23 protein-coding genes are annotated in these 26,432 nt (G+C 69.7%); 9 read left to right on the top strand and 14 right to left on the bottom strand.

Annotated elements, in window-relative coordinates; translation table 11 throughout:
* The first annotated feature begins 141 nt into the window (after window positions 1-141).
* Genes QZ607_RS08400 through QZ607_RS08380 form a run of 5 tightly spaced genes read left to right on the top strand, consistent with a single transcriptional unit; the run spans window position 142 to window position 5,869 of the window.
* Window positions 142-1,314, top strand: coding sequence for a molybdopterin-guanine dinucleotide biosynthesis protein MobB (locus tag QZ607_RS08400; protein WP_295881823.1), 1,173 nt, complete (start codon window positions 142-144; stop codon window positions 1,312-1,314).
* A complete protein-coding gene (locus QZ607_RS08395; protein ID WP_295881821.1) occupies window positions 1,311-2,156 on the top strand; it encodes a hypothetical protein in 846 nt (281 codons plus the stop codon). Before QZ607_RS08400 ends, QZ607_RS08395 begins: the two co-directional genes overlap by 4 nt.
* Window positions 2,146-3,327 (top strand): efflux RND transporter periplasmic adaptor subunit, encoded by a 1,182-nt coding sequence (locus QZ607_RS08390; protein ID WP_295881820.1) that lies wholly within the window; start codon window positions 2,146-2,148, stop codon window positions 3,325-3,327. The genes QZ607_RS08395 and QZ607_RS08390 overlap by 11 nt, the downstream gene beginning before the upstream one ends.
* Entirely contained in the window at window positions 3,327-5,216 is a 1,890-nt protein-coding gene (locus QZ607_RS08385) for a 7TM domain-containing protein (protein WP_295881819.1), read from the top strand. Before QZ607_RS08390 ends, QZ607_RS08385 begins: the two co-directional genes overlap by 1 nt.
* Window positions 5,183-5,869, top strand: a complete 687-nt coding sequence (locus QZ607_RS08380) for an aspartyl/asparaginyl beta-hydroxylase domain-containing protein (protein ID WP_295881817.1) — start codon at window positions 5,183-5,185, stop codon at window positions 5,867-5,869. Before QZ607_RS08385 ends, QZ607_RS08380 begins: the two co-directional genes overlap by 34 nt.
* Before the next feature lie 386 nt (window positions 5,870-6,255).
* Here QZ607_RS08380 and QZ607_RS08375 read toward each other — a convergent pair whose 3' ends face one another.
* From QZ607_RS08375 to def, 10 genes are all read right to left on the bottom strand, one after another.
* Entirely contained in the window at window positions 6,256-6,417 is a 162-nt protein-coding gene (locus QZ607_RS08375) for a hypothetical protein (RefSeq protein WP_295881815.1), read from the bottom strand.
* A 141-nt stretch (window positions 6,418-6,558) separates the two neighbouring features.
* Complete coding sequence (locus tag QZ607_RS08370; protein WP_295881812.1) at window positions 6,559-6,801, bottom strand: neutral zinc metallopeptidase; 243 nt, start codon at window positions 6,799-6,801, stop codon at window positions 6,559-6,561.
* A 41-nt stretch (window positions 6,802-6,842) separates the two neighbouring features.
* Window positions 6,843-8,297 carry a TrkH family potassium uptake protein gene (locus QZ607_RS08365; protein WP_295881810.1) on the bottom strand — a complete coding sequence of 485 codons (1,455 nt, stop codon included), beginning with the start codon at window positions 8,295-8,297 and terminating at the stop codon, window positions 6,843-6,845.
* Window positions 8,298-8,418: 121 nt separating this feature from the next.
* Complete coding sequence (trkA, locus tag QZ607_RS08360) at window positions 8,419-9,792, bottom strand: Trk system potassium transporter TrkA (protein ID WP_295881808.1); 1,374 nt, start codon at window positions 9,790-9,792, stop codon at window positions 8,419-8,421.
* Between the two features lie 119 nt (window positions 9,793-9,911).
* Window positions 9,912-11,279 carry a sigma-54 dependent transcriptional regulator gene (locus tag QZ607_RS08355; RefSeq protein WP_295881804.1) on the bottom strand — a complete coding sequence of 456 codons (1,368 nt, stop codon included), beginning with the start codon at window positions 11,277-11,279 and terminating at the stop codon, window positions 9,912-9,914.
* Window positions 11,276-13,522, bottom strand: coding sequence for an ATP-binding protein (locus tag QZ607_RS08350; protein ID WP_295881802.1), 2,247 nt, complete (start codon window positions 13,520-13,522; stop codon window positions 11,276-11,278). The genes QZ607_RS08355 and QZ607_RS08350 overlap by 4 nt, the downstream gene beginning before the upstream one ends.
* Window positions 13,504-14,070, bottom strand: coding sequence for a DUF4390 domain-containing protein (locus QZ607_RS08345; protein WP_295881799.1), 567 nt, complete (start codon window positions 14,068-14,070; stop codon window positions 13,504-13,506). Before QZ607_RS08345 ends, QZ607_RS08350 begins: the two co-directional genes overlap by 19 nt.
* Window positions 14,067-15,449 carry a 16S rRNA (cytosine(967)-C(5))-methyltransferase RsmB gene (gene rsmB, locus QZ607_RS08340; protein ID WP_295881798.1) on the bottom strand — a complete coding sequence of 461 codons (1,383 nt, stop codon included), beginning with the start codon at window positions 15,447-15,449 and terminating at the stop codon, window positions 14,067-14,069. Before rsmB ends, QZ607_RS08345 begins: the two co-directional genes overlap by 4 nt.
* Window positions 15,442-16,383 carry a methionyl-tRNA formyltransferase gene (gene fmt, locus QZ607_RS08335; RefSeq protein ID WP_295881794.1) on the bottom strand — a complete coding sequence of 314 codons (942 nt, stop codon included), beginning with the start codon at window positions 16,381-16,383 and terminating at the stop codon, window positions 15,442-15,444. The genes rsmB and fmt overlap by 8 nt, the downstream gene beginning before the upstream one ends.
* A gap of 100 nt (window positions 16,384-16,483) precedes the next feature.
* On the bottom strand, window positions 16,484-17,020 hold the full coding sequence (gene def / locus QZ607_RS08330) for a peptide deformylase (protein ID WP_295881792.1): 537 nt from the start codon (window positions 17,018-17,020) through the stop codon (window positions 16,484-16,486).
* A gap of 430 nt (window positions 17,021-17,450) precedes the next feature.
* On the opposite strand from def, the gene QZ607_RS08325 reads away from it, so the two are divergent.
* The 4 genes from QZ607_RS08325 (at window position 17,451) to topA (ending at window position 23,293) form a co-directional block, all read left to right on the top strand.
* Complete coding sequence (locus QZ607_RS08325; RefSeq protein ID WP_295881789.1) at window positions 17,451-18,698, top strand: LysM peptidoglycan-binding domain-containing protein; 1,248 nt, start codon at window positions 17,451-17,453, stop codon at window positions 18,696-18,698.
* Between the two features lie 306 nt (window positions 18,699-19,004).
* The gene (gene dprA, locus QZ607_RS08320) at window positions 19,005-20,156 is read left to right on the top strand and encodes a DNA-processing protein DprA (RefSeq protein ID WP_295881787.1); all 1,152 of its coding nucleotides are present in this window, start codon (window positions 19,005-19,007) and stop codon (window positions 20,154-20,156) included.
* A gap of 88 nt (window positions 20,157-20,244) precedes the next feature.
* Window positions 20,245-20,721 (top strand): DUF494 family protein, encoded by a 477-nt coding sequence (locus tag QZ607_RS08315; RefSeq protein ID WP_295881784.1) that lies wholly within the window; start codon window positions 20,245-20,247, stop codon window positions 20,719-20,721.
* 244 nt (window positions 20,722-20,965) lie between these two features.
* Window positions 20,966-23,293, top strand: a complete 2,328-nt coding sequence (gene topA, locus QZ607_RS08310; RefSeq protein ID WP_295881782.1) for a type I DNA topoisomerase — start codon at window positions 20,966-20,968, stop codon at window positions 23,291-23,293.
* 93 nt (window positions 23,294-23,386) lie between these two features.
* Here the strand turns inward: topA and tsaD are convergent, their stop codons facing one another.
* The 4 genes from tsaD to tsaE form a co-directional block, all read right to left on the bottom strand.
* Entirely contained in the window at window positions 23,387-24,379 is a 993-nt protein-coding gene (gene tsaD / locus QZ607_RS08305) for a tRNA (adenosine(37)-N6)-threonylcarbamoyltransferase complex transferase subunit TsaD (RefSeq protein WP_295881779.1), read from the bottom strand.
* 5 nt (window positions 24,380-24,384) lie between these two features.
* Window positions 24,385-24,981 (bottom strand): L-threonylcarbamoyladenylate synthase, encoded by a 597-nt coding sequence (locus QZ607_RS08300; protein ID WP_295881777.1) that lies wholly within the window; start codon window positions 24,979-24,981, stop codon window positions 24,385-24,387.
* A gap of 109 nt (window positions 24,982-25,090) precedes the next feature.
* Window positions 25,091-25,762, bottom strand: coding sequence for a tRNA (adenosine(37)-N6)-threonylcarbamoyltransferase complex dimerization subunit type 1 TsaB (gene tsaB, locus QZ607_RS08295; RefSeq protein ID WP_295881774.1), 672 nt, complete (start codon window positions 25,760-25,762; stop codon window positions 25,091-25,093).
* A complete protein-coding gene (gene tsaE, locus QZ607_RS08290; protein ID WP_295881771.1) occupies window positions 25,740-26,270 on the bottom strand; it encodes a tRNA (adenosine(37)-N6)-threonylcarbamoyltransferase complex ATPase subunit type 1 TsaE in 531 nt (176 codons plus the stop codon). Before tsaE ends, tsaB begins: the two co-directional genes overlap by 23 nt.
* Window positions 26,271-26,432: the final 162 nt, after the last annotated feature.

Raw genomic sequence — 26,432 nt, 5'->3', positions numbered from 1 at the left:
CGTCAAGCTGACGCTCATTACCTTCCCGTCTCAGCCCCAACGTCGGGCCTTAGGGCTGCGTCAACTTGTAATCCATTCTCCGCAGTCCTAATTGACCTCAAGCGCAACACGCCGCCGATCCATACACACAGGAGCGAAAACATGGGCGACATTCAGAGTATCGACGCATGGCGCAGCCGCGTCGTCGAAGATAGTGAAAAGATCCTGGCGGAGGTCGCGCCACCCCAGGACCCTGCGCCGGAGGCGCGCAGGATCGCCGACGGCGCAGCCGTTGCCGCTGCCGCGCCCTGGGCTTTCAGCACCCGGCGCGTCGACCGCAGCGCCGTGACGGGGCTCGACAAGTCCAGTGCACCGCGCGCCGGCGATCTTGTACTCGCCCGCGTCGATGCCCTCGGCCATCACGCCAATCTACAGCTTGCCGACGGTCGTCGGCGGCGGCTGTTCGTCGACGACCATATCGTCATCGCCTACGGCAATCGCTACGCCTGTGAGCAATTCGAGGCGCGCGTGCCCCAGCATCTCGGTCCCTGTCACCTCGTCGCCGGCGGCGGCATCGCTGCCCTGGCCCTGTCCTGGCACGACCGGATCTCCCGCGGCCCGACGCGCATATCACCCCTCGGCCTGTTGACTGGGCCTGCGGGTCGCCCCCTGAATCTCGGCGACTTCGCCCTCGAGCCGAGGGGCCACGGCGCGGCTTTGCCGCCGGTGATCGCGATCGTCGGCACGGCGATGGACGCCGGCAAGACGCAGACCGCCGCTTACCTCGTGCGCGGCCTGCGCGCGGCCGGTTATCGCACCGGGTATTTGAAGATCACTGGCACCGGCGCCGGCGGCGACACCTGGCTGCTGCACGACGCCGGCGCGGACCGCGTCCTCGATTTCACCGACGCCGGCATGGCCTCGACCTATCTCGCTCCGCTCGAGCGCATCGAGGCGGCGATGGACACGCTGCTGCAGGACATGGCCGATCACGGCATCGACACCGTGGTCATGGAGGTGGCTGACGGCGTCTACCAGCGCGAAACGCGCGAGCTGATCGCGAGCGCACGCTTTGCTGCGCGGGTACGCGGCATCGTGATCGCGGCCCGCGACGCCATGGGGGCCAGCGCCGCCGTCACGTCGCTGGCAGCCACGACGATACCGGTACTGGCACTGTCGGGCCTGCTGTCCGCCTCTCCCCTGCAGCGTCGTGAGGCGCAGCAGGCCACCGGCCTCAGCAGCGCCAACCGCGAAGAGCTGGCGACGGCCGCCGTTGCCGCGGCGCTGCGGGACCAGGCCCTGGCTGCAGGTATGCAGCGGGCGGTGGGCGCATGAACAGCATCGCCAGCCCGATGCCGCCGCACGCGCTGCAACGCGTCTCGCAGGCTAGGACGGATTACCTCAGCTATCTGCCCCGCAACGTCGATCGCGGCCTCGCTCCGATTGTCTTCGTGCACGGCTACAGTCGCCGGGTGCACGAGCAGGTCGAGGTGCTGCACCGCCTTGCCGACGCGACGCGTCGCGCCCTCATCGCACCCCACTTCACGAGGGAACTGCACCCGCGCTACCAGCGCCTCGGCAAGGGGAGCGACGGGCAGCGTGCGGATCACTATTTCGACGCCTGCCTCGCCGCTGCAGGGCAATGCCTCGGTGTCTCCACCAAGCGCGTGATGCTGCTCGGCTACAGCGGCGGCGCGCAATTCTGCCACCGCTGGGCGATGACGCGCCCCGAGCGCGTCGAGCACCTCATCGCCGTCGCCGCAGGCTGGTACACATTCCCGAACCCCGACCTCGCCTTCCCCTACGGCCTCGCCACGGCGGGCCGGCTTCGCCGCGTGAGCCTGGATCCGGCAAGCTTCCTCACCGTTCCCACAACGGTGCTCGTGGGCGCTGAGGATCGCGACAGCGTCAACCTGCGCCGCAGCCCGCGCATCGATGCGCAGCAAGGCGACACGCGCGTGGAGCGGGCGCGCCGCTGGGTGCTCGCCATGCGAATGGCTGCCCGCCTGTACCGTGTCGATGCGAACATCGCCTACCAGGAAGTGCCGGGGATCGACCACGACTTCGACAACTTCGTCGCGCACGGACACCTTCTCGAGCTCGTGCTGGCCGCCATACAGGAAACGCCGCGGTTACAGGACGGCGGCAGCGCGGGGGTGAACAGTCGTGCTGCGTGAGGCGACCTACAGCCCGCCGGCGCTGCCCGTCGAGGACACCGACACGCCTGCGGCAGCGCCACAGCCTGTGCCCGCGTCCGGCGCTCGTCGGCGCCGGCGCCGGCTCGCGCAGGCGACAGCCCTGCTGCTGCTCGTCGGTGCAGCGTTGCCCCTGGGGCTGTGGCTGCACGGGCGCGCCACGCACATCGTGACCGGCAATGCCCTCGTACGCTCCCACCTCACCGATCTCGGCGTACGCGGTCAGGGCGTCGTACGCGACATTTATGTCCGCGCCGGAGACCGTGTGCGCAAGGGACAGCTCCTCGCCCACCTCGACGACAGCCACCTGCAGGCGGTGCGCAGCCAGGCGGCGGCACAGGTCGCCACCCTGGAAGAGGAAATTGCCCTGCAGGAGACGTCGCTGGCACTGGGCCGCGAGGACGCCGACGCGGCCCTGGCGCGCGCCGAGGCCAACGTGCGCCGCCTGGAGGCGGAGCACCGCGCGGCCATGCTGCAGGCGGACGATGCCCGCGCGTCTCTCGCCGCGCGGCAGTCTCTTGGTGACGGCGGGGCGATCTCCGCCGAGACCCTGCGCGACGCCCGCGCCCGCGCCGCGACGGCGGAGGCCCTCGCCGCCGCGGCCGATGCGGCGGCAGCGGAGGCCCGGGCCGCGCTGCGCACCGCCACGCTGGGCGTCAAGCGCGTCGCCCTTGTGGAGGCGCAGCTGCGCGTACTGAAGGCCAGGCGACGTGAGGCGGAGGCTCGGCTCGCCGAGGTCGATGCCAATCTCGACGCCATGCGCGTCGTGGCACCGGCCGACGGCGCCGTGATCCGCCGGCTCATGCAGCCGGGTATGGCCGTGGATACGGGCATGCCGATCCTCAGCCTGTGGCTCACCGAGGATACCTGGGTGGAAGCCTGGATACCCGAGGCGTCCCTCGGCGGTGTCGGCACCGATGCACCGGTGCAGGTGAGCTTTGCGGCCATCCCCGGCGAGCGCTTCGAGGGCACCATCCACCGTGTCGGCCTCGCCACGGATTTCGAGATGCCCGCCGACTATCTCCCGCAGACGCGGGAAACACGCATGCGCCCCACACCGCAGGTCGGCGTCGAGATCCGCATCGAGGATCTGCCGCCGCAGCTGCGTCCCGGCGTGTCGGCCACCGTACGCATCCCGCGGAGTGATCGCTAGTGTCCCGTCCAATCCATGGCTGGCCCCCGGCCGCCGCCGACACCGACGCGAGCGCCCGGCCCGGCCCACCCCTGTTCCGGGATCGCGAGCGCATCAGTGCGCCGATGCTCGGTGCCCTGCTCGCCTGCGCCCTGCTGCCCCTGTTGCTGGTCACGCTGCGCATCCTCGCGCTCGCCGATCCGGCGCCCCCGGGCGCCATCCTCATCGGCGACTGGCTCAACCGCACACTCACCCTGAGCTGGGTGCAGGCCGGTGACCGCGACGTGGTGCTGTACATTCTCCTGCTGCCGCTCGCGGCGCTGCTGACCGCCCTGACGCGCCTGACCCTCGGCATCCGGGTGCTGGGGTTCCGCGCCATTCTGATCGCGTTCGGCTTCCAGGAAATCGGCCTGCTGCCGAGCCTGCTGCTGATCCTCGTCATCGCCGGCACCGTCGTGACCGTCCGCCCCGTGATGCGGCGCTTGGGCATGCCACTCTACGCCCGTGTGGCCGTCATCCTGTGCATCGTCGCGCTGACCATGGTCGCCGGTCTCCTCGGCGGCAGCTGGCTGGGGTCGGCAACGCTCTGGAGCACGGCCTTTTTCCCCGTGGTCATCCTGGCGATGCTCGCCGAAAGCGTGGCGGACACCGTGGCCCGGGAAAACCTCGCCGTCGCGGCCTGGCGCACGGGCAGTACCATCCTCCTCGCCGCCGTCATCGCGTTGCTCGGCCAGCTGACGCCGTTGCGGGAGCTGGTCCTCGCCTGCCCGGAGCTGGTGCTCACGCAGCTCGCCCTCATCGTTCTCGTATCGGAGTTTCTCGACCTGCGGCTCCTGGAGCCGATGCAGACAAGGCTCACCGAGGGCCCTGCGGGGTCCACCACGCGGGGCACGGTGGTCATCGCACGAAACCGCTTCGGCGAGCCGCCTCTCGCGCGGCGCACCCCCGCGGCGCCGAAGCGCTATCGGCGCGCCGGCCTCCAGCACGTCGTCGACAGCCTGCGCGATCACGGCTTCCGCGTGCGCGTGGCCGAGGGCGATGATCGCCTGCCCCAGTGCCTGCGCGAGGAGCATCGGCGCTGCCAGGCCCGCGGCGGGACGCCGCTGGTCGTGCTGAACCTGGCCGGCGGTACGCACGGCGCAGCACGCCTGGCCCAGGTGCCCGTGCTCTGCGAGATGCTCGGCGTGCCCTATACGGGCCCGGCGCCCCAGGCCCCCGCGCTGCTCGACGATCGCGAGGCACATCGCACGACGCTCGCCGCGGCCGGCCTCACAGTGCCGCAGCGCCTCACCCCGGCGCAGGCCGAGGCCTTCCTCGATACGCCTGGTGCCGCGGTCACCGTGCGCCCTCGCCTGCAGGCAGATCACCGCGGGCGCACGGTGCGCAGCCGGCGCGATCTGCAACGCGCGCTCGTCGAGCAGGAGCGCTTCGGCGAAACACTCCTCGAGGCGCAGGGCGAAGGACGTCTGGTGTCCGCCGTGCTGCTGTGGCGCCATGGCGCGACCGCGCCCGAGGTCCTTCCCCTTGTTGAAGGTCGCAGCGGCGCCTACCGCGCCAGCCGCACCCTCCCTCCCGCAGCCCGCGCGACGGCGGAAGACGCCGCGCACCGCGCCGCGCAGGCGCTGGGCTGCCGCGACCTCGCTCGCGTCGACCTGCACCTGGACGGCAAGGGCACCGTCACCGTCCTCCAGGTGGCCGCCATCGAGCTGCCGCGACCCCGCGGTGCCCTGACCTGCGCCGCCGCTGCCGCCGGCCTGTCCATGGGCGACCTCGCCCTGCATGTCGTATCCCGGGCTGTCGCCGGCGCTGGCCTAGCCGCTGCCGCTGATGCCACCCCCAGAAGCACAAGCCCCCACCCCACCAAGGAGACCACAGAGTGCGCTACTTCAGCCTCATTCGTGACGGCGTAGACGTCGACCCCTTCCTGGCGGAGATCGCCGCCGTCAGCGATGCCTGGGAGCTCGCCACCGGGCGCCAGGAAAAGATCCGTGTCCAGCGCGAGGCCCTGGGCATCCCCCTGCGCGGCCTGCGCAAATCCGCCCTGCGCGGCCGCCCTCGTCGCGATGTCCATGAGAGCCGCTGGACCAGCGGTTCCGCCGCCTTCCCCACGGCCCGCCGCTTTATCACCAGCACCGCCGCTGCCCTGGACTGCCAGCCCGGGCGGGCCAAGATCGTGAGCCTGCCGCCGGGAAAGCGCGTCTATCCGCACATCGATCGCGGCGACTACTACCGCCTGCATGCGCGCTTCCATCTGGTCCTGCATTCACCCGCCGGCTCGCTGCTGCGCGCCGGCGACGAACTCCAGCGCATGCAGCCCGGCGAGCTCTGGTGGTTCGACAACAAGCAGATACACGAGGCCTGGAACGACGGCGACGACCACCGGGTGCACCTGATCTTCGATTTAATGCCGAACAGCCATCGGCAGCAGGCCTTCGGCGAGGCACCGGTGGCCCCGCAGCACCTCTCAGTGGCGACCCAGCGTGAGGTGACGAGGGCTGCGCTCCGGCAGCCAGCGACGAGGGCATTGCGCAGCACGTCGCCGATGCCCGAAGTTCCAACCTGAAGGCCGAGACCGACGAGCAACGGATCGGAACTCCAAGCCGCCCTGTCAATGCCGGCAGGAGCTGGGGCCGGCCGGTCGTCGGACCGGGACCTGACGGCAAAGTCCGGGGACATGGTCACTTAAGACGGGTTGCGGCCACTGCTGACCCCACAAACGCGCGTCCAATCGAGTGCACATAGCGGACGCTCAGCTGCAGACCCCTGACCGACAATTCCCGCCCCATTGCGGACCTACTCCGATTGCTTATGTACAGAAGAAGCCCGTCCCAGAATGCGGCACGATGTCCTCCATACCGCCGCAATTATTAAAGAGATGCATCCGCCGACGTACAACATATACGACCCCATCGATCTCACGCTGATTCCGCCGCTGAAAGCGCCCGCGCTTCAGAAGTAGATACCGCGACAAGTGGCCCAGCACATCTTCGAGCTGGCCTCCCGCATCATCCGCATCAGATTCGGGTCGTTCTCCACCAACACCTTGGTGATGCCCACATACAGCTGGGACTCGGGCTCAGCCTCGTAGGCCGCTTCAAGATCAATGGTCATAAAGACTCCAGGTAGGTTGGCTCTGTCTCCTGAACCACTGGGAAACCTATTGCAAAAGTAGTGCCGCCAGTGTCCGCCGCAGCACTCGATCACCCAGACCGATGCCGGGCACGCAAACGCCCGGGCTGCGCCAGGTCCGCATCAGTTCTGGAAGCTGTCGCAGGAACTGAGAGTGCCGTCCCTGACCCCTCTTGCGAACCATTCGCCACGTTGCTGCGAGCTGCCGTGAGTGAAGGTGTGCGGAATGGCAAAGCCGCGTGCCTGCTTCTGCAATCGATCATCGCCGATGGCCGCCGCGGCGACGAGGGCTTCCTCAAGATCGCCCTCTTCGAGAATGTCGAACTGTCGGTGGGGATGGCCAACGGATTGCAGCGACCGTCGCAACCCTGTTCGCCCTCGGCACCTGCGATGACGGCGCCGCCCCCTCAACGCCGCCAAAACGCCGGCGTCAGCAGCACCAGCAGGGTGAAGATCTCGAGCCGCCCGAGGAGCATCGCGAAGCACAGGATCCAGATGCCCGGGTCGTGCATGTCGAAATAATGCGCACCGACGGTGGCCAGGCCCGGCCCCAGGTTGTTCATGCAGGCGGCCACGGCGGAGAAGGCGGTGATGAGATCGAGCCCGGTGGCCGCCAGGGCCAGGTACATGATCACGAAGGTGGCCACGTACAGCGAAAAGAACCCCCAGACGGCGTCGATGATGCGGTGGTTGATGACCTTGTCGCCGATGCGCACCGGCAGCTGGGCGTTGGGGTGGATGAGCCGGCCGATCTCGCGCATGCCCTGCTTGATGAGCAGCAGGACGCGGATCACCTTGATGCCGCCGCCGGTGGAGCCGGCGCAGCCGCCGACGAAGGCGAGGAACAGCAGCATGATTTCGATGAACGGCGGCCAGGTGTAGAACTGCGCCGTCGTGAAGCCGGTGGTGGTACCGATGGAGACCACCTGGAAGAGCCCCTGGGTGATGGCATCGTCCCAGAAGATATAGGTGTTGGTGTAGTACAGCGCGACGCTGACGATGACCGTGGTCACCGCCAGCAGAAAGAGGTAGAAGCGGAATTCGCTGTCCTGGGCATAGGCGCGAAGGTTGAACCGCCGCAGCGCCACGAAGTGCAGCGCGAAGTTGACGCCCGAGAGCAGCATGAACACCACCGCCACCATCTCGATGAGGGTGCTGTCGTAGTAGCCGATGCTCGCATCATGGGTGGAAAAGCCGCCGATGGCGACGGTGCTGAAGGCATGGCCGACGGCGTCGAAGGGCGACATACCGGCAGCCCAGTAGGCGAGCGCGCAGGCCACCGTGAGCCACAGATAGATGAACCAGAGCGCCTTGGCCGTTTCGGTGATGCGTGGCGTCAGCTTGGCGTCCTTCATGGGCCCCGGCGTCTCGGCACGATAGAGCTGCATGCCGCCGACGCCGAGCATGGGCAGCACCGCCACCGCCAGCACGATGATGCCCATGCCGCCCAGCCACTGCAGCTGCTGGCGATACCAGAGCACCGAGTGCGGCAGCTCGTCGATGCCAAGAATGACCGTGGCGCCCGTGGTGGTGAGCCCGGACAGGGACTCGAACACCGCGTCCGTCGCCGACAGATCCGGCTCCGGCGACAACAGGAAGGGCACGGCCCCGGCGAAGCCCAGGGCCACCCAGAACAACACCACCACCAGGAACCCATCCCGCAGCCGCAAGTCCTCGCGGACCCGGGCCACGGGCAGCCAGATGACGAGCCCGGCACCGAGCAGCACCAGAAAGGCGTAAACGAAGGGCATGCCGCCGCCGTCGCCGTAGAGCAGCGCCACGGCCACCGGCGGCAGCATGGTGACGCTGAACACCATGAGCAGCAGCCCGAGCACCTTCTGGACGGTGGAGAAGTGTTTCATTGCAGAAGGGCTGAGGGCTGAGGGCCGAGGGCAACGGCGAAAAGGCTTCGACCCCGGCGTCCGCCCTTCGCACCTGGCCCTTGGCGCTTTACAGAGAAGAGCATCCGCCGATCAAAAGGGATCAGAAGAAGGTGACGCCCACTTGGAACAGTTTTTCGACCTCGGGCACCCGCAGCTTGTCCTGAAGGAACAGGATGACGTGGTCCTCGGATTCGACGACCGTGTCGTGGTGGGCGATGATGACCTCATCGCCACGGACGATGGCACCGATGGTTGTGCCCTTGGGGAGCTTGATGGCCTCGATGGGCCGGCCCACCACCTTGCTGGAGCCCTCGTCGCCGTGGGCGATGGCCTCGATGGCCTCGGCGGCGCCGCGGCGCAGGGAGTGCACCATCACCACGTCGCCCCGGCGCACGTGCTTCAGGAGGCTGCCGATGGTGGCCTGCTGTGGGGAGATGGCGATGTCGATGGGCCCCGCCTGCACCAGGTCCACATAGGCGGTGCGGTTGATGAGCGCCATGACCTTGCGCGCACCCAGGCGCTTGGCGAGCATGGCCGAGAGGATGTTGGCCTCGTCGTCGTTGGTGACGGCGCAGAAGACGTCCGTGTCCTCGACGTTCTCCTCCAGCAGCAATTCTTCGTCCGCGGCGTCCCCGTGCAGCACGATGGTGCGCTCCAGGGCCTCGGCGATGTGCTTGCAGCGGTCGAGGTCGCGCTCGATGACCTTGACGCGGTAGCGCTTCTCGGTGGCGCGGGCGAGCCGTGTGCCGATATTGCCGCCGCCGGCGAAGATGAGCCGCTTATAGGGCTTCTCCAGCCGGCGCAGCTCACTCATCACGGAGCGGATGTGCCGTGGCGCGGCAACGAAGAAGACCTCGTCGTCGGCGTCGATGACGCTGTCCCCCTCCGGCTGGATGGCGCGGTCGTGGCGGTAGATGGCCGCCACCCGCGCGTCCACGTGCGGCATGTGGTCGTACAGGGTGCGCAGCTCATGGCCCACCAGTGGCCCACCGTAGTAGGCGCGCACCGCCACCAGCTGCACCCGCCCGCCGGCGAAGTCCGTCACCTGCAGCGCGCCCGGGTTCTCGATGAGCCGCAGGATGTAGTCCGTCACCAGCTGCTCGGGGCTGATGCGCACATCGATGGGCAGGGCGCCGGGGCCGAACAGCTTGTCCTGCTCCATGAAGCCGGGGGCGCGCACCCGGGCGATCTTGGTGGGTGTGTGGAACAGCGTGTAGGCCACCTGGCAGGCGACCATGTTGGTCTCGTCACTGTTGGTGACGGCGATGATCATCTCCGCGTCCTCGGCGCCGGCGCGGGCGAGCACGTCCGGATGCGCGCCATGGCCCTGCAGCGTGCGCAGGTCGAAGCGGTCGGCCAGCTCGCGCAGGCGTCCGGCGTCCGTGTCCACCACGGTGATGTCGTTGGCCTCGCTCACCAGGTTGGCAGCCACGGAGGTGCCCACCTGGCCGGCGCCAAGAATCAGTATTTTCATGGATCAGGGCTGAGGGCTGAGGGCTGAGGGCTGAGGGGGGCGGATAGGCAGCACACAGGCAAGCGCCCTGCCCTCAGCCCTCAGCCCTTGCCCCTTGGCCGATGGGGCGCGACGCGAAGTCATCTGCGCTCCTTGATCTCAATGCCTAAAGAGCGCAGCTTGCGATAGAGGTGCGTGCGCTCCATGCCCGCCTCTTTCGCCATCTTGGAGACGTTGCCGGCGTGCTTCTCCAGCTGGTACTCCAGATAGGCCTTTTCGAACTGCTCCCGGGCGGAGCGCAGCGGCTGGTCGAAGGAGACCATGCCCTCCAGGGGCTGGGTCGGCACCGGCGGCGCGGAGCCGAGCGCCGCCTCCACTTCGGTCTGGGTGATCTCGTCGCCGGCGCCCAGGATCAGCACCCGCTGCACCAGGTTCTTCAGCTCCCGGACATTGCCGGGCCAGCTGTAGTTGCGCAGAAAGTTCTGCGCGCCGACGCTGAAGCGCCGGTACGGCAGCTTCTCGTGGGTGGCGAAGTAGTCCACGTAGTAATTCAGCAGATCCGGGATGTCCTCGGCATGCTCGCGCAGCGCCGGCACCTGCAGCGGCACCACGTTGAGGTGATAGAACAGGTCCTCGCGGAAGCCGCCGGCCCGGACTTCTTCTTTAAGGTCCCGGGAGGTGGCGGCGATGATGCGCACGTCGATGGTGACGGGCTCGCTGCCGCCGACCCGCATGAAGGAGCCCGTGTCCAGGGCGCCGAGGAGCTGGCCCTGGGCCTCCAGGTCCATGTCTGCCACCTCGTCCAGCAGCAGGGTACCGCCGGCGGCCTGCTCCAGGCTGCCGTAATGCACGTGGTCCTGGTCCTCGCTGCCGAACAGCTCGCGGGCGGCGTTGCCGCGGGTGATGGCGGACACGCCCAGGTCCACGAAGGGCCGCTCGCGGCGCGCGCTCTGGGAATGCAGGAAGCGCGCGAAGGTCTCGCGCCCGCTGCCGGGCTCGCCCGTGATGAGCACCCAGGTGTCGTGCTGGGCGATGCGCTTCACCTGCTCACGCAGGCGCTGCATGGCCGCCGAGCGCCCGGCCGGCTCCTGCACCAGGGGCGCACGCCGGCGCAGGCCGACGTTCTCGCGCGCGAGCTTGTCCGCCTCCAGCGCCCGCTCCACCGTGAGCAGGAGCTTGGCCATGGACAGCGGCTTCTCCAAAAAATCGTAGGCGCCGAGGCGGGTCGCCTCCACCGCGGTCTCCACGTTGCCGTGGCCGGACATCATGATCACCGGACAGGGCAGGCCCTCGTCTTCGTCCCACTCCTTGAGCAGGCTGATGCCGTCCAGGTCCGGCATCCAGATGTCGAGCAGCATCAGGTCGGGTCGGCGGTCGCGCAGGGCGTGCCGCGCGGCCTCGCCGTTCTCGGCGCTGGTGACGGTGTAGCCCTCGTCTTCGAGGATGTCCTGCACCGTTTCGCGGATGTCCGGCTCGTCGTCCACGACGAGGATGTGGGTGGCGCTCATGTCTCTCCTACCCGCCGCAGCGGTCCCGGTGACGCGGCGGGCGACTCACGCCAGATCGGCAGCCTGGCCGTGAAGCTCGCGCCCTGTGCCGCGTTCTCCGCCGTGATGATACCGCCGTGCTCTTCAATTATCTTCTTGACGATGGCGAGGCCCAAGCCCGTGCCCTTTGCCTTTGACGTGACATAGGGCTCGAACAGCCGGTCCAGCAGCGCCGGGTCGATGCCACCGCCATTGTCTTCGATGGCGATCTCGATGGACGGCGTCTCGTCGCTGAAGGCGTACTGGGTAGTCACCCGGATGCGGCCGTCCTGCCGGCCCTCCAGCGCTTCCATGGCATTCTTGAGCAGGTTGTGGATCACCTGCCGCAGGCGCTTGGAGTCGCCGCGGATCTTCGCCTCCGGGGCGCCCAGGTCGGCATCGATGCGCGCCCGGGCGCCATGGTAGAGATCCAGCACCTCGGTGATGAGGGCGTCCACCGCGAACGGCTCGTCCTGCATCTCGGGCGTGCGGGCATAGTTGGCGAAGTCGTTCACCATCGCCTTCATGGCTTCCACCTGCTGGCCGATGGTGTGGGTGGCGCGGTCCACCACCCGCGCCTCCGCCTCCGGCAGCTTGGCGAGCAGCTTGTGCCGCAGGCGCTCGGCGGAGAGCTGGATGGGGGTCAGCGGGTTCTTGATCTCGTGCGCCAGGCGCCGCGCCACCTCGCCCCAGGCGGCATCGCGCTGGGCGCGGATCAGGGTGGTGATGTCGTCGAACACCACGACATGCCCACTGCCGGCGCCCGCATCCACCACCCCGGGCAGAGGACTGCCGCGGCACATGAGCACCTGACGGCCGTCGCCGCCGAGCAGCGTCACCTCTTCGCGCCACTCGCTGCCGATGCCGACGTGCCGGCGCACGGCATCGGCCCAGGGTGCAAGCCGCGGATAGCCCCGCTCCAGCTCGCCGAGTGCGAGCGCCGTGTCCTGGTAATCCGGCAGCCGCAGGATGTGCCGGGCGGCGGGGTTCATGGTCATGAGCCGCAGTTGTCCGTCCAGAGCGATGACGCCGCTGGACAGGCGCCCGAGCACGGTCTCGAGATACGCCCGCTGCTCCTCCACGGCGCGCTGGCTGCGGGCGGCCTGGTCGCGGGCCTGGGCGATGCGCCGCGTCATGGCGTTGAAGGAGGCCACCAGGAAGGCCAGCTCGTCGTCCTGGGCCGGCAGGGGCAGGCGCTGCTCGTAGTCGCCGTCGGCGACGGCGCGGGTGCCGCGGGCAATGTCCGCCACCGGCCGCACCAGCCGCTGTGCCGTGCCGAAGGCCGCGAGCAGCGCCGCCAGCAGGCCGAACACCAGCACCAGCGACAGGGTCAGCGAGAAGCTGAGCTTCAGCGAGCGGCGCAGATAGGCGAGCTCCGTGTAGCGGTTGTAAGCGTTCTCCAGGCGCGACGCCAGCTCGTCGATGCGCGCCGAGGTCGGGAAGATGGCCTGCATCATCATGCGCCGGGCGCGCGGGTCGTTCACCACCACGCGCACCACCAGCTGGTCGTCCTCGGCGGGCTCCAGCGCCACATAGTCCACCCCCATGCGCACGCCCTGCATGACCTCGCGCCCGGGGTGATTCGGCACCAGCTGGGTGGGGTCGTCGATGGCGGTGCCCATGACCTGACCGTTCGGCTCGAACACCGTGAGCTCCAGCGCGCCCGCCTGGCGGCGCAGGTCGTCCAGAGTGAGTGTGAGCGCGGTGGCGGAGCGGTCTTCGATGCCGGCGAGGATCTGCTGGCTGTACTTGAGCAGCACCCGCTGGTTCAGGTCCAGCGAGGCCTGGTTCAGCGCCAGGGCATCCGCCATGGCGCTGTCGATCTCCACGTCGAACCAGCTGTCGATGCCGCGCAGCAGGAAGCCCAGGGAGTAGTAGTACACCACCCCCACCGGCAGCAGTGAGATGAGCGCGAACAGCACCACGATGCGCGCGGTGAGCCGCGAGCCGGGCGCCCCGCGCCGGCGCTGGGTCACCAGGCGCGCGACGTTGAAGCCCACCATCACCACCAGCGCGAAGAGCCCCAGCAGCACCACCAGCAGCAGGGGCACGAAGGCGCGGCTCAGGGCATCGGAGTTCTGAACCGCGCTGCTCATCAGGTGCAGCGCCACCAGCAGGGCGAGCAGCAGCAGGCCGACGAAGAAGGCCCCGGGGTGCTGCCAGACCCGGCGCGGCGCTCTGCCGCGCGGGTTCCTGCCGGGCCGGCTTACGGCGTCAGCGGCCATTTCGTCCACTTGCTGGACTGCTTCCAGGACGGATAGAGGTAGGCCATGGGCCGCAGCGGCAGGGGCAGCTCCTCGATGTCCAGGGAGACCCGGATCTGGACCTCGTAGTCGGTGTCCGGCGCCAGCCGGTCCGGACTCAAGAGCGGCAGGTCGCGCAGCTCGCCGAGGGCGGCGAGGGCGGCATCGCGTGTGACATAGGTCCGACCGCGCTCGCCCGGGAGCTGCGAGACCAGAAAGCGCTCGGACAGCGGCTTGTAGCGGATGCGGTAGCGCAGGCGCTGATCCAGCAGGCTGTCCTGCCAGATCCAGGCCTCCGCGGGGCGCACCTGGATGTGCACCTCCACGGTGAGCGGCACGCCGTTCTCCAACGCCTCCAGGGCGCGGTCGCTGAAGTCGTAGCGGACGTTCGCGTCCATGAAATAAGTGCCTTCCTCGAGCCGCGTCTCCACCTGCTCGACGTCGAAGTCCGGGGCCGCGGCCGCGGCCCCGGTCAACAGCAGCAGCATCGGCAGCAGCGCCGCGACGCCGAGTCGCCTGAGCGTCCTCACCCCACCCGCTCCAGCAGCGCAAAATAGAAGCCGTCGCCACCGTCGGCGGTCGGCAGCACCTGCACGCCGGGCGCACAGGGCAGCGCGTCGCCAGCACCTGCGGGCACTGTCAGCGCCCGCTCCCGGGCATCGTCATGGGCAGCCAGGAAGGCGGCCACCCGGTCCTGATTCTCGTCCGGGAGCACGGAGCAGGTGGCGTAGAGGAGCCGCCCGCCGGGGCGCAGCTGCGGCCAGAGTGCCGCAAGCAGGGCATCCTGTGTCGCGGTGAGCGCGGCGATGTCCGTGTCCCGGCGCAGGTACTTGATGTCCGGATGCCGGCGGATCACGCCTGTGGCCGAGCAGGGGGCGTCCAGCAGGATGGCGTCGTAGGGGGCACCCGGCCACTGGGCGGCGGCATCCCGGGCATCCGCCGCCAACACCTGCGCACGCAGCCCGAGCCGCGCCAGGTTTTGGCGCAGCGGCGCGAGCCGGTCCACATACAGGTCCACCGCAGTCAGGGCCAGGTCGCCCCCCGCGTGCTCCAGCAGGTGGGCGGTCTTGTTGCCGGGGGCGGCGCAGGCGTCCAGCACCCGCTCGCCGGGCCGCGGGTCCAGCAGCAGCGCTGCACACTGGGCGGCGGCGTCCTGCACGGACACCAAGCCGGCGGCGAAGCCCGGCAGGCGCTCCGCCGGCAGGGGCTGCTCCAGCATCAGCGCGCTGTCGAGCCCGGGCAGGGGCCGCGCGACGATACCGGCGGCCGCCAGCTGCGCGGCATAGCCGGCCGGGTCCACGCGCATGCGGTTCACCCGCACCGCCATGGGCGGGCGCTGGTTGCTGACGGCGACGATGCGCCGCCAGTGCGCGGGCCAGGCGGCCTTCAGGCGGCGCAACAGCCAGTCCGGGAACAGGGCGGGGTCATCCGGGTCGGTGCCGACCTGCGCCAGCAAGCTGTCCTGCTCGCGCTGGAAGCGGCGCAGCGCGGCATTCACCAGGCCGGCGGCGCGCGGCCGGCCCAGTACGCGGGCGGCGTCCACCGTGGCCGCCACCGCGGCATGGGCCGGAATCCGGGTGGAGACGAGCTGGTAGAGGCCCACCGCCATGAGCGCATTCAAGATCCTGTCGGCGCGGCGAAGCGGCCGCGACAGCAGTATAGCGATGAGGGCTTCAAGCCGCGGCAGCAGCCGCAGCGTGCCGTAGCAGAGCTCCGTCAGCAGGGCCTGATCGCGCGCCGGCACCGTACCCGCCGCCGCCGCGAGCGCCGCGGTGAGCGAGCGTCCCTCGGCCCGCACGGCATGCACCACGCGCGCGGCGGCGGCGCGCAGGTCTGCACCCTCCGCCTTGCGCGCGGCGCCCTTGTGGGAGTGCCGCGCTGCCGCGCCCGGGCGACGCGGCTCAGCCAAGCAGGGCGCCGTCCACGCGGCGGGCGTTCAGGAAATCGCGGGCGGCCATGCGGCGCTTGCCGGGGGCCTGCAGCTCCGTGATGCGCAGCACGCCGGCGCCCGTGGCGACATCGATGCCGGCGGGGCCGGTGGCCAGCACGCACCCCGGCGCGCCCGGCTGGTCTTCGGCGGGCGACAGGGCCTCAGCTGCCCAGATGCGCAGCACCTCGTCACCGAGCCGGGTCTGCGCCACGGGCCAGGGGTCGAAGGCGCGCACGGCGCGGGCGATGGCCGCGGCGCTCAGGCGCCAGTCGATGGCCGCCTCGTCCTTGGTCACCTTGCGGGCGTAGGTGGCGGCGGCGTCGTCCTGGGGCGCGGCGGCGGCGCTGCCGTCCAGAATGCCCGGGAGCGCCGCCATCAGAGCCTCGGCGCCGAGGTCCGCCAGGCGTGCCGTGAGGCTGCCCGCCGTATCCGCGGGGTCGATGGCGAGCGGCGCAACGCGATAGACGGGCCCCGTGTCCAGTCCTGCCTCCATGCGCATGATGCTGATGCCGGTCTCGGCATCGCCGGCGAGCAGCGCCCGCTGGATGGGCGCCGCCCCGCGCCAGCGCGGCAGCAGCGAAGCGTGGATGTTCACACAGCCGCAGCGCGGGGTGTCCAGCACCGGCTGCGGCAGGATCAGTCCGTAGGCGGCCACCACCAGCAGATCCGCGTCCCAGGCGGCGAGCTCGGCCTGGGCTGCGGCGTCCTTCAGGGACGCGGGCTGGCACACCGGCAGCGCCGCCGCCAGCGCCCGGCGCTTCACCGGCGAGGGCTCCAGCCGCCGGCCACGGCCGGCGGGCCGATCGGGCTGGGTATAGACGGCAACCACGGCGTGGGGGCTGTCGATAAGCGCGGAGAGGGCCGGCACCGCGAACTCGGGTGTGCCGGCGTAGAGGATGCGGGCCGGGGGCATGATGGCGTTGGTGGCTGGCTCGTCCGTGGTCGTCTCGGCGGCGGCGGGCGGGGTCGCCGCTGCGGCGTGCGGGCGCCCCGGCCGCGACCCCTCGGCGGGGTCAGATGGCCTGGCGGCGCTTGCCGGCGGGCACCGGCGCGCTCTGACGGCGCTCCTTTTCCAGCTTCTTGCGGATGCGCTGGCGCTTCAAGGCCGAGATGTGGTCGACGAAGAGCTTGCCGTCCAGGTGGTCGATCTCGTGCTGGATGCAGACCGCGAGCAGGCCGTCGGTCTCAAGCTCGAAGGGCTCGCCGGTGCGGTCGAGCGCCCGCACACGGACCCGGTCGGCGCGGGTCACGCTTTCGAAGAAGCCGGGCACGGAGAGACAACCCTCGTCCATCTGCTCCTCGCCGGTGCGCTCCAGGATCTCCGGGTTGATGAGACAGAGGGGCTGGTCTTTGTCGTCGGAGATGTCGATGACGATGACCCGCTTGGGCACGTTCACCTGCACGGCGGCGAGACCGATCCCGGGCGCGTCGTACATGGTCTCCAGCATGTCGTCCACGAGCCGGCGCACGCCGTCGTCCACCTGCTGGATGGGCTCCGCACGGCGCCGCAGGCGCTCGTCGGGGAAGGTCAGTATTTCCAGTTTTGCCATAACGTTACCGAAAACTGCTGATTCGCAGATACAGGAGCTTCAGATTGGGCTACTATGCGCATGATACACCATCGGACGGTCTGTCCGGCACCGCGGGCGGATCGGAAAACGTTGCCGCGCCAAGCGCTTGCGACAGCCATGGCGGACCGGCGTGTCCTCCCCGCGTGTCCTCCCGGCAATCCGGGCGGCGTGGCGAGAAGTCCCCGCCGCGACGACGCTGGGCCGCCGAGCACGCCGCCGGCGCAGGGAGGCACAATGGGCAGCCGTCGGCGGCCGCCGGCGCGGCGCGTGCACCGCCCGCCGGAACAGACCCGGGTCCGGCTCCGGATTTCGGATCGGATTCGGTCCAGATTCAGCCGAGATCCCGTCCAGGTTCAGTCCCGATCCAGCCCAGACGCGGCCCGGAAGACCCGGCCCCAGAGGAGGCAGCATGCGCATCCAGCCCCCCGCGCCCGGCATTCAACCCCGGCATTCCCGACCCGCGCCGGCCGTCCTGCCGGGTCTCGGCGCGCTGCTGGCCATGCTCGCCCTGCTGCTCACCGCGCACACCGCCCTGGCGCAGGGTCCGCTGCGCGCCGACGCACCGGAGCGCTATGTCGTCCGACCGGGCGATACGCTGTGGGACATCGCCGGGCGCTTCCTGCACGAGCCCTGGCGCTGGCGCGAGGTGTGGCAGGCCAACCCGGATATCGCCAACCCGAACCGCATTTATCCCGGCGACGTGCTGGTGGTGGACTACACCAGCGGCAGCCCGCGCATCCGGACGCTCCAGGGTGGCGGCGGTCTGCGCACGGTCAAGCTCTCACCGCGGGTGCGGGTGACGGACCTGGACCGGGAGATCCCGGCAATTCCGGTGAACGCCGTCGCGCCGTTCCTGTCACGGCCGTTGGTGACGGAGGCTGAGGAAATCGACCGCGCCCCCTATGTCGTCGGCTTCCCCGACGAGAAGATCATCGGCGGCCTCGGCGACACCCTGTATGTGCGCAGCATCACCCGCGCCGGCAACGACCGCTGGGAGGTGCTGCGCCCGGGCCAGGCCTACCGCGACCCGGACACCGGCGAGGTGCTGGGCTACGAGGCATCCTCCGTGGCCACGGCGCGGCTGGAGCGCCTGGGCGACCCGGCGACCCTGGTCGTGACCCGCTCCCGCAAGGAGGTGGAAGTGGGCGATCGGCTGCGCCCGGCCCGGGACGAGGAGCCCATCCGCAGCTTCTTCCCCCGGCCGGGACCGGCGGGCATGCGCGGATCGGTCATCTCGGTGCTGAACGGCGTCTCGCAGATCGGTCAGTACGACGTCGTGGTGCTCAACCGCGGCGCCCGCGACGCCGTGGAGGTGGGCCAGGTCTTCGAGGCCTATCGCGGCGGCGAGCTGCGCCGCGATCCGGTGCAGGCACGCCGCACCGACTGGAACTGGCGCAACGAGTCCCCCGCGGACGCGTCGTTCTGGCTCGGGGACTGGGAGCTCGACGGCTGGGTACGCGACAAGCCGGACCCGAATGCCCCACTGCCCCTGCATCGACGTGCGTCGCGCGGGTCCGACAAGTACATCGTCCCCGACTCCCGCTCCGGCGTGCTGATGGTCTTCCGCGTCTTTCCGAAGGTGAGCTTCGCGCTGGTGATGTACGCCAACAAGCCGATGCATGTGGGTGAGATCGTCTCCGCGCCACGATCGCCATGACGCGCGCCCCATGACCCGCACCCCATGATCCTCACCCCATGATCCTCACCCCATGATCCTCACCAAAGCACTGCCCATGCGCACGAATGCGCCGCGCTGGTCAACAGCGCACAGCTTCCGTGGACCACAGCAGCGACCATTGACCAATACCGCAACGAGGAATGCGCCGGCCCTGCCGAGGCGTCATCGGCCCGGGCGGGCAGGCAGCCTGTCCGCGCGCGGCGCGCAGGCTGCACGGAGCACAGACATGACCAGGCCCCATCGACCCCACCGGCAGGCCGGGACCCGCGGCTCGGTCCTGCGGCCATGAGCACCGCAAGCCGCGAGCAGATCACCGACTGGCTCGCACTGACTCTGGCGCCCGGGGTGGGCCCGCGGCGCATCGCACAGCTGATCGAGCGCTTCGGCAGTGCCGCCGGCGTGCGTGCCGCGGGCCGGGGCGCGCTGGCCGACGCTGGGCTGTCCAACGCCGCCATCACCGCCATCGGGGCGCCGGACCGAAGCCGGGTCGAAGCGGCCTTTGCCTGGGCCGCGCACGACGGCGCCCACCTGCTGACGCCCGACATGCCGGGTTATCCCAAGCGCCTGCGCGCGCTGGCGGCCCCGCCGCCGCTGCTCTTCGTGCGCGGCGAGACGGCACTCCTGAACGAGCCGCAGATCGCCATCGTCGGCAGCCGCAACCCCACCGCCGGCGGCACCGAAACGGCCCGCGACTTCGCCGCTTACCTGGCCGGTCTCGGGCTCGTGATCACCAGTGGTCTTGCGCTCGGCATCGACGCCGCGGCCCACGACGGCGCCCTCGGCGCCGGGCGCACCATCGCCGTGCTCGGCACGGGTCCGGACCGGGTCTACCCCGCCGCGCACCGGGAGCTCGCCAGGCGCATCGCCAGCGCCGGCGCCCTGGTGAGCGAGTTTCTGCCGGGCACCGGCCCCCACGCCAGCCATTTTCCGCAGCGCAACCGCATCATCTCGGGCCTGAGTCTGGGCACCCTGGTGGTGGAGGCGGCGGTGGGCTCGGGCTCGCTCATCACCGCGCGGCTGGCGAGCGAGCAGGGGCGCGAGGTCTTCGCCGTGCCGGGCTCCATCCACAACCCCCTCGCGCGCGGCTGCCACGCCCTCATCCGCCAGGGCGCCAAGCTCGTGGACAGCGCCAACCAGATCCTGGAAGAGCTCGGACCGCAGCTGGGTGAATACCTGAGCGATGCATTGGACGATAACCCCGAGGTGGCGCCGGCGCAGCAGCAGGACGCGGATCTCGACGACGACCACCGCCGGCTGCTCGACTGCTTGGGGTATGATCCCGTGGCACCCGATGACCTCATTGCGCGCACGGGCATGCCGGCCTTCGAGATCGCCTCGATGCTGCTGCTGCTGGAGCTGCAGGGCCACGTGGTCTCCCACCCCGGCGGTCGCTACAGCCTGCGCGCAGAGCCGCCCCCGGCCCCGCGCGATGCCTGAGCCCACCGCCGACCCGCCGCACCCTGGACCTGTCCCACCCCATCCACGCCCCGCCGACATGACAGACGTAACACCACGAGGAGTCAGCATGAACGAGAGCATGGTCGACGTCCTGATCTACCTCTACGAGAACTACCTGGACGGCCAGTCACGGCCGCCGGTGGACCAGGACGAGCTGGAGGCGGAGCTCTCCCGCGCGGGCTTCTCCAACAGCGAGATTGCGCAGGCACTGACCTGGCTCGACGAGCTGGCGAGCCGCATGGACACCACCGAGTATCCGCCGCGCAGCGCCGGCGCCGTGCGCGTCTACACGCCCGCCGAATGCGCCAAGCTCGACATCGAGGCCCGCGGGCTGCTGCTGTTCCTGGAGCAGAGCGCCATCCTGGACCCGCTGAGCCGGGAGCTGGTCATCGACCGCGCCATGGCCATCCAGCAGACCGCCGTCAGCGTCGATGAGCTCAAGTGGGTGGTGCTGCTGGTGCTGATGAACCGCCCCGGCCGCGAGTCCGCGCACAGCCAGATGGAAGAGCTGATCTACAGCGACGCACCGGCGCAGCTGCACTAGGGAGGCACCGCCGGGTAGGCAAACTTCAGTCGGCCCCCGCGGAAGGCGAGCTTCAGTCCGCCTGCGGCAAATTCTCGCCTGACCTCAGGCGTTCTCCGGCCCAGGCTCCGGGACCTGCCGGTGATTTCGCCCAGCCAGCGCGGGCGAGCATGGGTTGACGCCCGCCGGGCAGCGGCCCCACCTTGACGCGACCGGGGGCTTTCGTATTTCCTAGGCCGCCCTTCGCCCCGCTGCCGGAACCGTCATGCAACTCGTCGTCGTCGAATCCCCCGCCAAGGCCAAGACCATCAAGAAATACCTCGGCCCCGAGTTCGAGGTGGTGGCCTCCTACGGCCACGTGCGCGACCTGGTGCCCAAGGAGGGTGCGGTGGACCCGGAGCACAACTTCCAGATGAAGTACCAGGTCATCGACCGCAACGAGAAGCACGTCGCCGCCATCGCCAAGCTGCTCAAGAAGGCCGACGCCCTCTACCTGGCAACGGACCCGGATCGCGAGGGCGAGGCCATCTCCTGGCACCTGTACGAGCTGCTGCACGACCGCAAGCTGATCGGCGAGCGACCGGTCTACCGCGTGGTCTTCAACGAGATCACCAAGCGCGCCGTGAACGACGCCGTGGCCCATCCGCGCGAGCTCTCCACGGACCTGGTCAATGCCCAGCAGGCCCGGCGCGCGCTGGATTATCTCGTCGGCTTCAACCTGTCGCCGCTGCTGTGGAAGAAGGTGCGGCGCGGGCTCTCCGCCGGGCGCGTACAGAGCCCGGCGCTGCGGCTCATTGTCGAGCGCGAGCAGGAGATCGAGGCCTTCCAGAGCCAGGAGTACTGGACCGTGGAGGCCGACGCCAGCGCCCCGGACGACAAGCTCGGCACCAAGCCCTTCGCCGCCAAGCTGACCCAGTTCGGCGGCGAGAAGGTGGAGCAGTTCAGCATCACCGATGAAACCCGCGCCCGGGAGGTGGAAGCCGCACTGCTTCAGGCCACGGGCGGCGCCCCGGGCGGGCAGCTCAAGGTGGAGAAGGTCGAGCGCAAGCAGCGCAAGCGCAATCCCGCGCCGCCCTTCATCACCTCCACGCTGCAGCAGGAGGCCGCGCGCAAGCTCGGCTTCACCGCCCAGCGCACCATGCGCACCGCCCAGCAGCTCTATGAGGGCGTGGACATCGGCCAGGGTGCCGTCGGGCTGATCACCTACATGCGCACGGACTCGGTGAACCTGGCCCAGGAGGCCATCACCGAGCTGCGCGAGTACATCGGCGAGCGCTACGGCCAGAAGTACGTGCCCGATGCGCCGCGCGCCTTCAAGACCAAGTCCAAGAACGCCCAGGAGGCGCACGAGGCCATCCGGCCCACGTCCATCCGCAACCTGCCGAAGGACATCAAGCAGCATCTGACGGCGGACCAGGCGAAGCTCTACGAGCTCATCTGGAAGCGCACCATCGCCTGCCAGATGGCCCATGCGCTCATCAACCAGGTGGCCGTGGATCTCTCCGCCGGCGCGGGCAACCTGTTCCGCGCCACCGGCTCCACGGTGGCCGAGCCCGGCTTCATGCGCGTCTACCTGGAAGGGCGCGACGACGCCACCAGCGCCGACGATGACGAGGAGCGCATGCTGCCCGAGATGACCGAAGGGCAGCTGGTGGACCTTCAGGCCATCCGCCCGGAACAGCACTTTACCGAGCCGCCGCCGCGCTACAGCGAGGCGTCCCTCGTCAAGGCGCTGGAGGAGCTCGGCATCGGCCGGCCGTCCACCTATGCGTCCATCATCTCCACGCTGCAGGAGCGTGAATACGTGCTGCTGGAGAAGAAGCGCTTCCTGCCGACGGACGTGGGCCGCATCGTCAACAAGTTCCTCACCGAGCACTTCACGTCCTACGTGGACTACGACTTCACGGCCCGGCTGGAGGACGAGCTGGACGCCGTCTCCCGCGGCGAAGAGGACTGGATTCCGCTGCTGGAGCAGTTCTGGAAGCCCTTCAAGGACCGCCTGGAGCACACGCAGGAGAACGTGGACCGCAGCCAGGTGACGCAGGAGGCCATCGACGAGCAATGCCCCGAGTGCGGCGGGCAGCTCGCCAAGCGCCTGGGCCGCAACGGGCTCTTCATCGGCTGCACCAACTATCCCGAGTGCAAGTACACCCGCGACCTGGATGAGGGCAAGGGCGAGAAGGAAGAGCCCCAGCTCGTGGAGGGCCGCACCTGCCCCGAGTGCGGCTCGGAGCTCGCCATCAAGCGCGGGCGCTACGGCAAGTTCATCGGCTGCACCGGCTACCCCAAGTGCCGTCACATCGAGCCGCTGGAAAAGCCCGTGGACACGGGCATCCAGTGCCCGAAATGCGAGACCGGCACGCTGCAGAAGAAGAAATCCCGCCGCGGCAAGGTCTTCTTCTCCTGCTCCACCTACCCGAAGTGCGACTACGCGGTCTGGAACCAGCCGCTGGCCGAGCCCTGCCCCCAGTGCAACTGGCCCATCCTGACACTCAAGGTCACCAAGACCAAGGGCGCGCAGAAGGTCTGCCCGCAGAAGGAATGCGGCTATGCCGCGCCGGCGGAAGAGGCGGAGGTGGAGGCGGCGTCCTGAGCGCGCCGGATGGCCTGGCGACGCGCCTCGACGCGGCCGGCGCCCCCGGAAAGTTTTCGAACAAGCTCCGCCCCTGGGGCGCGGGCGACGCGCTCAGTAATCGACGATGGACAGGCGTACGTCCGGCACCGGGCGGGGCTGCTGGCCCTGCTCGATGTAGTCCCAGGTCGCAAGCGCGATCATGGCCGCGTTGTCCGTGGCCCAGCGCAGCGGCGGCAGGCACAGCTCCACGTCAAGCTCCGCGCACAGCTCGGCGGCCGCCGCGCGCAGTTGCGGGCTCGCCGCCACGCCGCCCACGATGACCAGGGACTGCGAGGGCTGCTCCGCCAGGGCACGCCGGCACTTGGTCACCAAGAGCTCCAGAATCGCCTCGACGAAGGACGCGGCCACGTCCTCGTGACGCGGGTCCGGTGCCTGCTCCAGATGGCGCGACACCGCGGACTTGAGCCCGGACAGCGAGAAGTCGAGCCCCTGCTGGATCATGGGGCGGGGAAAGCGGATGCTCGGGGTACCGGTCTTCGCGAGCCGATCCACCGCAGGGCCGCCCGGATAACCGAGCCCCAACATGCGGCCCACCTTGTCATAGGCCTCGCCCACGGAGTCGTCCCGGGTGGTGCCGAGCAGGCGGATGGAGGCAGGGTCTTCCATGTACGCGAGGATGGTATGCCCGCCGGAGACCAGCAGAATGGTCGCCGGATACTTGACCCGCGCCTCCTCCAGATCGGCGCTGCGCAGGTGCCCGCGCAGGTGGTTGATGCCGATCACCGGCAGCTCCCAGCCCAGGCCAAGCCCGGCGGCGGTGTTGAGCCCCACCAGCAGGGGGCCGATCAGGCCCGGCCCGCGCGTGACGCCGATGGCGCGGATCTGCTCGACGCCGACGCCGGCATCCGCCAGCGTCTGGTGCAGCGCCGGCACGATCTCCGCCACATGCGCCCTGCTCGCGAGCTCCGGATAGACGCCGCCGTAAGGGCGGTGGACCTCTGTCTGCGCGACCTTCACCGACGCGACCACAGCGCCCGCCGCGTCGACGAGTGCAGCGGCCGTGTCGTCACAGGAGGATTCGATGCCGAGGACGAGGTTGCGCATGGTCTCTAGAGTCCGAGGAGCTGTTTCACGTCTGCCTCCGGCACGACGCCCACCCGCTCCACGGCGGGCGGCTCGCACCGGCAGTTCACCAGGGTCGAGGGCACCGTGTGCAGCACGCCGCCGTCGATGACCACATCGGGCCGCTCGCCGAGCTGTGCCAGGATCTCCGGCACCGTCTCATGGGTGGGCTCGCCGTGCTTGTTGGCACTGGTCACGAACAACGGCCCTGCCTGCCGGAGGATGTCCAGCATGCGCGCATCGTCCGGGATGCGGATGCCGATCTCCTCCCGCCCGCTGAGCCAGGGCACAGTGGGCGCATCCCGGAAGCCGATGGCGAGCGTCAGCGGCCCCGGAACGTACCTGGACGCGAGCAGCCGCTCGGCGCAAGGATTGATCTCGGCGCCGAGGTCGAGCAGATCATCGGGCGATGCGACCATGATCGGATAGAACCGATCCCGCGGGCGCCCCTTCAGCACCCCCAGCCGCTCGACCGCCGCCGGGAACGCCGGACTCACCGCCAGGCCATAGACCGTGTCCGTCGGAACCAGGATAAGCCCGCCCGCTTGGAGTGCGGCGACGGCCTCTGGGATGTCTGCGCTCATGAAAATCCACTGCCTTCCGGGTCCATGCCCGGCAGAAAAACCTGTTCATTCACAACGCGGACCGTGCTGCTGCCCAGCCGGGGCGCCGACTTTCCCTGGCGCCAGTCCCTCAGCGCAGCAGCTCCGCCGCATCCCGGAGCAGCGCCGAGTCCTCCGTGATGGGCGTCGCCACCTCGGGGAAGGCCCTGGCCTCGCCGGCGCCTGTGGCTGCCCATTGCAGGTAGGTGGCCGCCGTGCCCCTGTCCACGCCGCTGTCGATGACCTCCCTGTTGCGGAGCAGCGTACACAGCGCCGCCCTGTGGTCCCCGGCAATCGCAACACGGTCGAGGTCGGCGACCGTCGCCGGGGCGAGCGCATCGAGCGCTCCGAAGGTCATGAACGACAGCCTGCCCGCCGCGAACACCCCCAGATATGCCTGGCCGTCGGACGCCCGCGCCGTGCACAGCACCGGGCGATCCTGCGCAGCCGCCGCGGCGAAGCCCATGAGCTCGAAGGAGGTCACGGGGTGAACGGGCACGCCCAGGCTGTAGGCCAGGGCATTGGCAAAGGACACACCCGAGCGCACCGAGCCGAGGGCCCCCGGACCGATGTTCACTGCAATACCCTGAAGGTCCCGCAGCGACTGCCCGGACGCGCGCAAGGCCTCCGTCACCATCGCCGCCAGATCCTGCTTGTTGGGGGTCATGGCCGCGGCCCGCGCGCTGTACAGGCACGCACCGACCCGTCCCAGCGCAACTTCGAAGGGGCGTGCCGATGTATCAATGACCAGCAGGAGACTCACCGTCAACACCTCCGCAGTCGGCTCCCCGTTGCACCCCCAGCTCGGCCTCCAGTTGCGTCATTTCGGCGCCCCAGCGCTCACCCGAGCAGTCGAAGCTGAGCAAACGATGCTGCTCGTGCGCATCCGCCAGGTGAAAGGCGATGCGCAGATGGTCATCGAAAAGCCCCGCCACCTTGTCGCCCCACTCGATGGCGACGATGCACTCGGGGAAGTACTCGTCGAGGCCCAGGTCGGTGAACTCGCGGACGCTCTCCACGCGGTAGGCGTCGATGTGCATGACATCGCACCGGTCGGTGCGATAGTTGTGCACCAGCGCATAGGTGGGACTGGTGACGGTGTCCGTTGAGCCGAGCGCCGCGGCCAGCCCCTTGACGAACGCCGTTTTGCCGCAGGCGAGATCGCCTGTCAGCAGCAGGATGTCGCCGGCGCGCAGATGGGCGGCTACGGTGGCGGCGATGCGCTCCGTCTCCGCAACCTCGCGCGACAGCACGGAAAATGGCTCAGACATCGATCACTCAGAATGGGACGCGCGTGCAGATCTCGGGGCAGCAGGTTTCCGGGCTGGGGGCTGGGGGCTGAGGGCTGATGGCTGGGCGCCGCCGCAGGCTGCTGCTCCAAGGTTTGTAAGATTGGCCCGGTCCGGCGCCAGTGCAAGCGTTGGTGCTGTCGC

This window comes from uncultured Thiohalocapsa sp. (genome assembly GCF_913063425.1).
GTDB lineage: Bacteria > Pseudomonadota > Gammaproteobacteria > Chromatiales > Chromatiaceae > Thiohalocapsa.
This window is presented reverse-complemented; position numbering and strand designations above follow the sequence as displayed.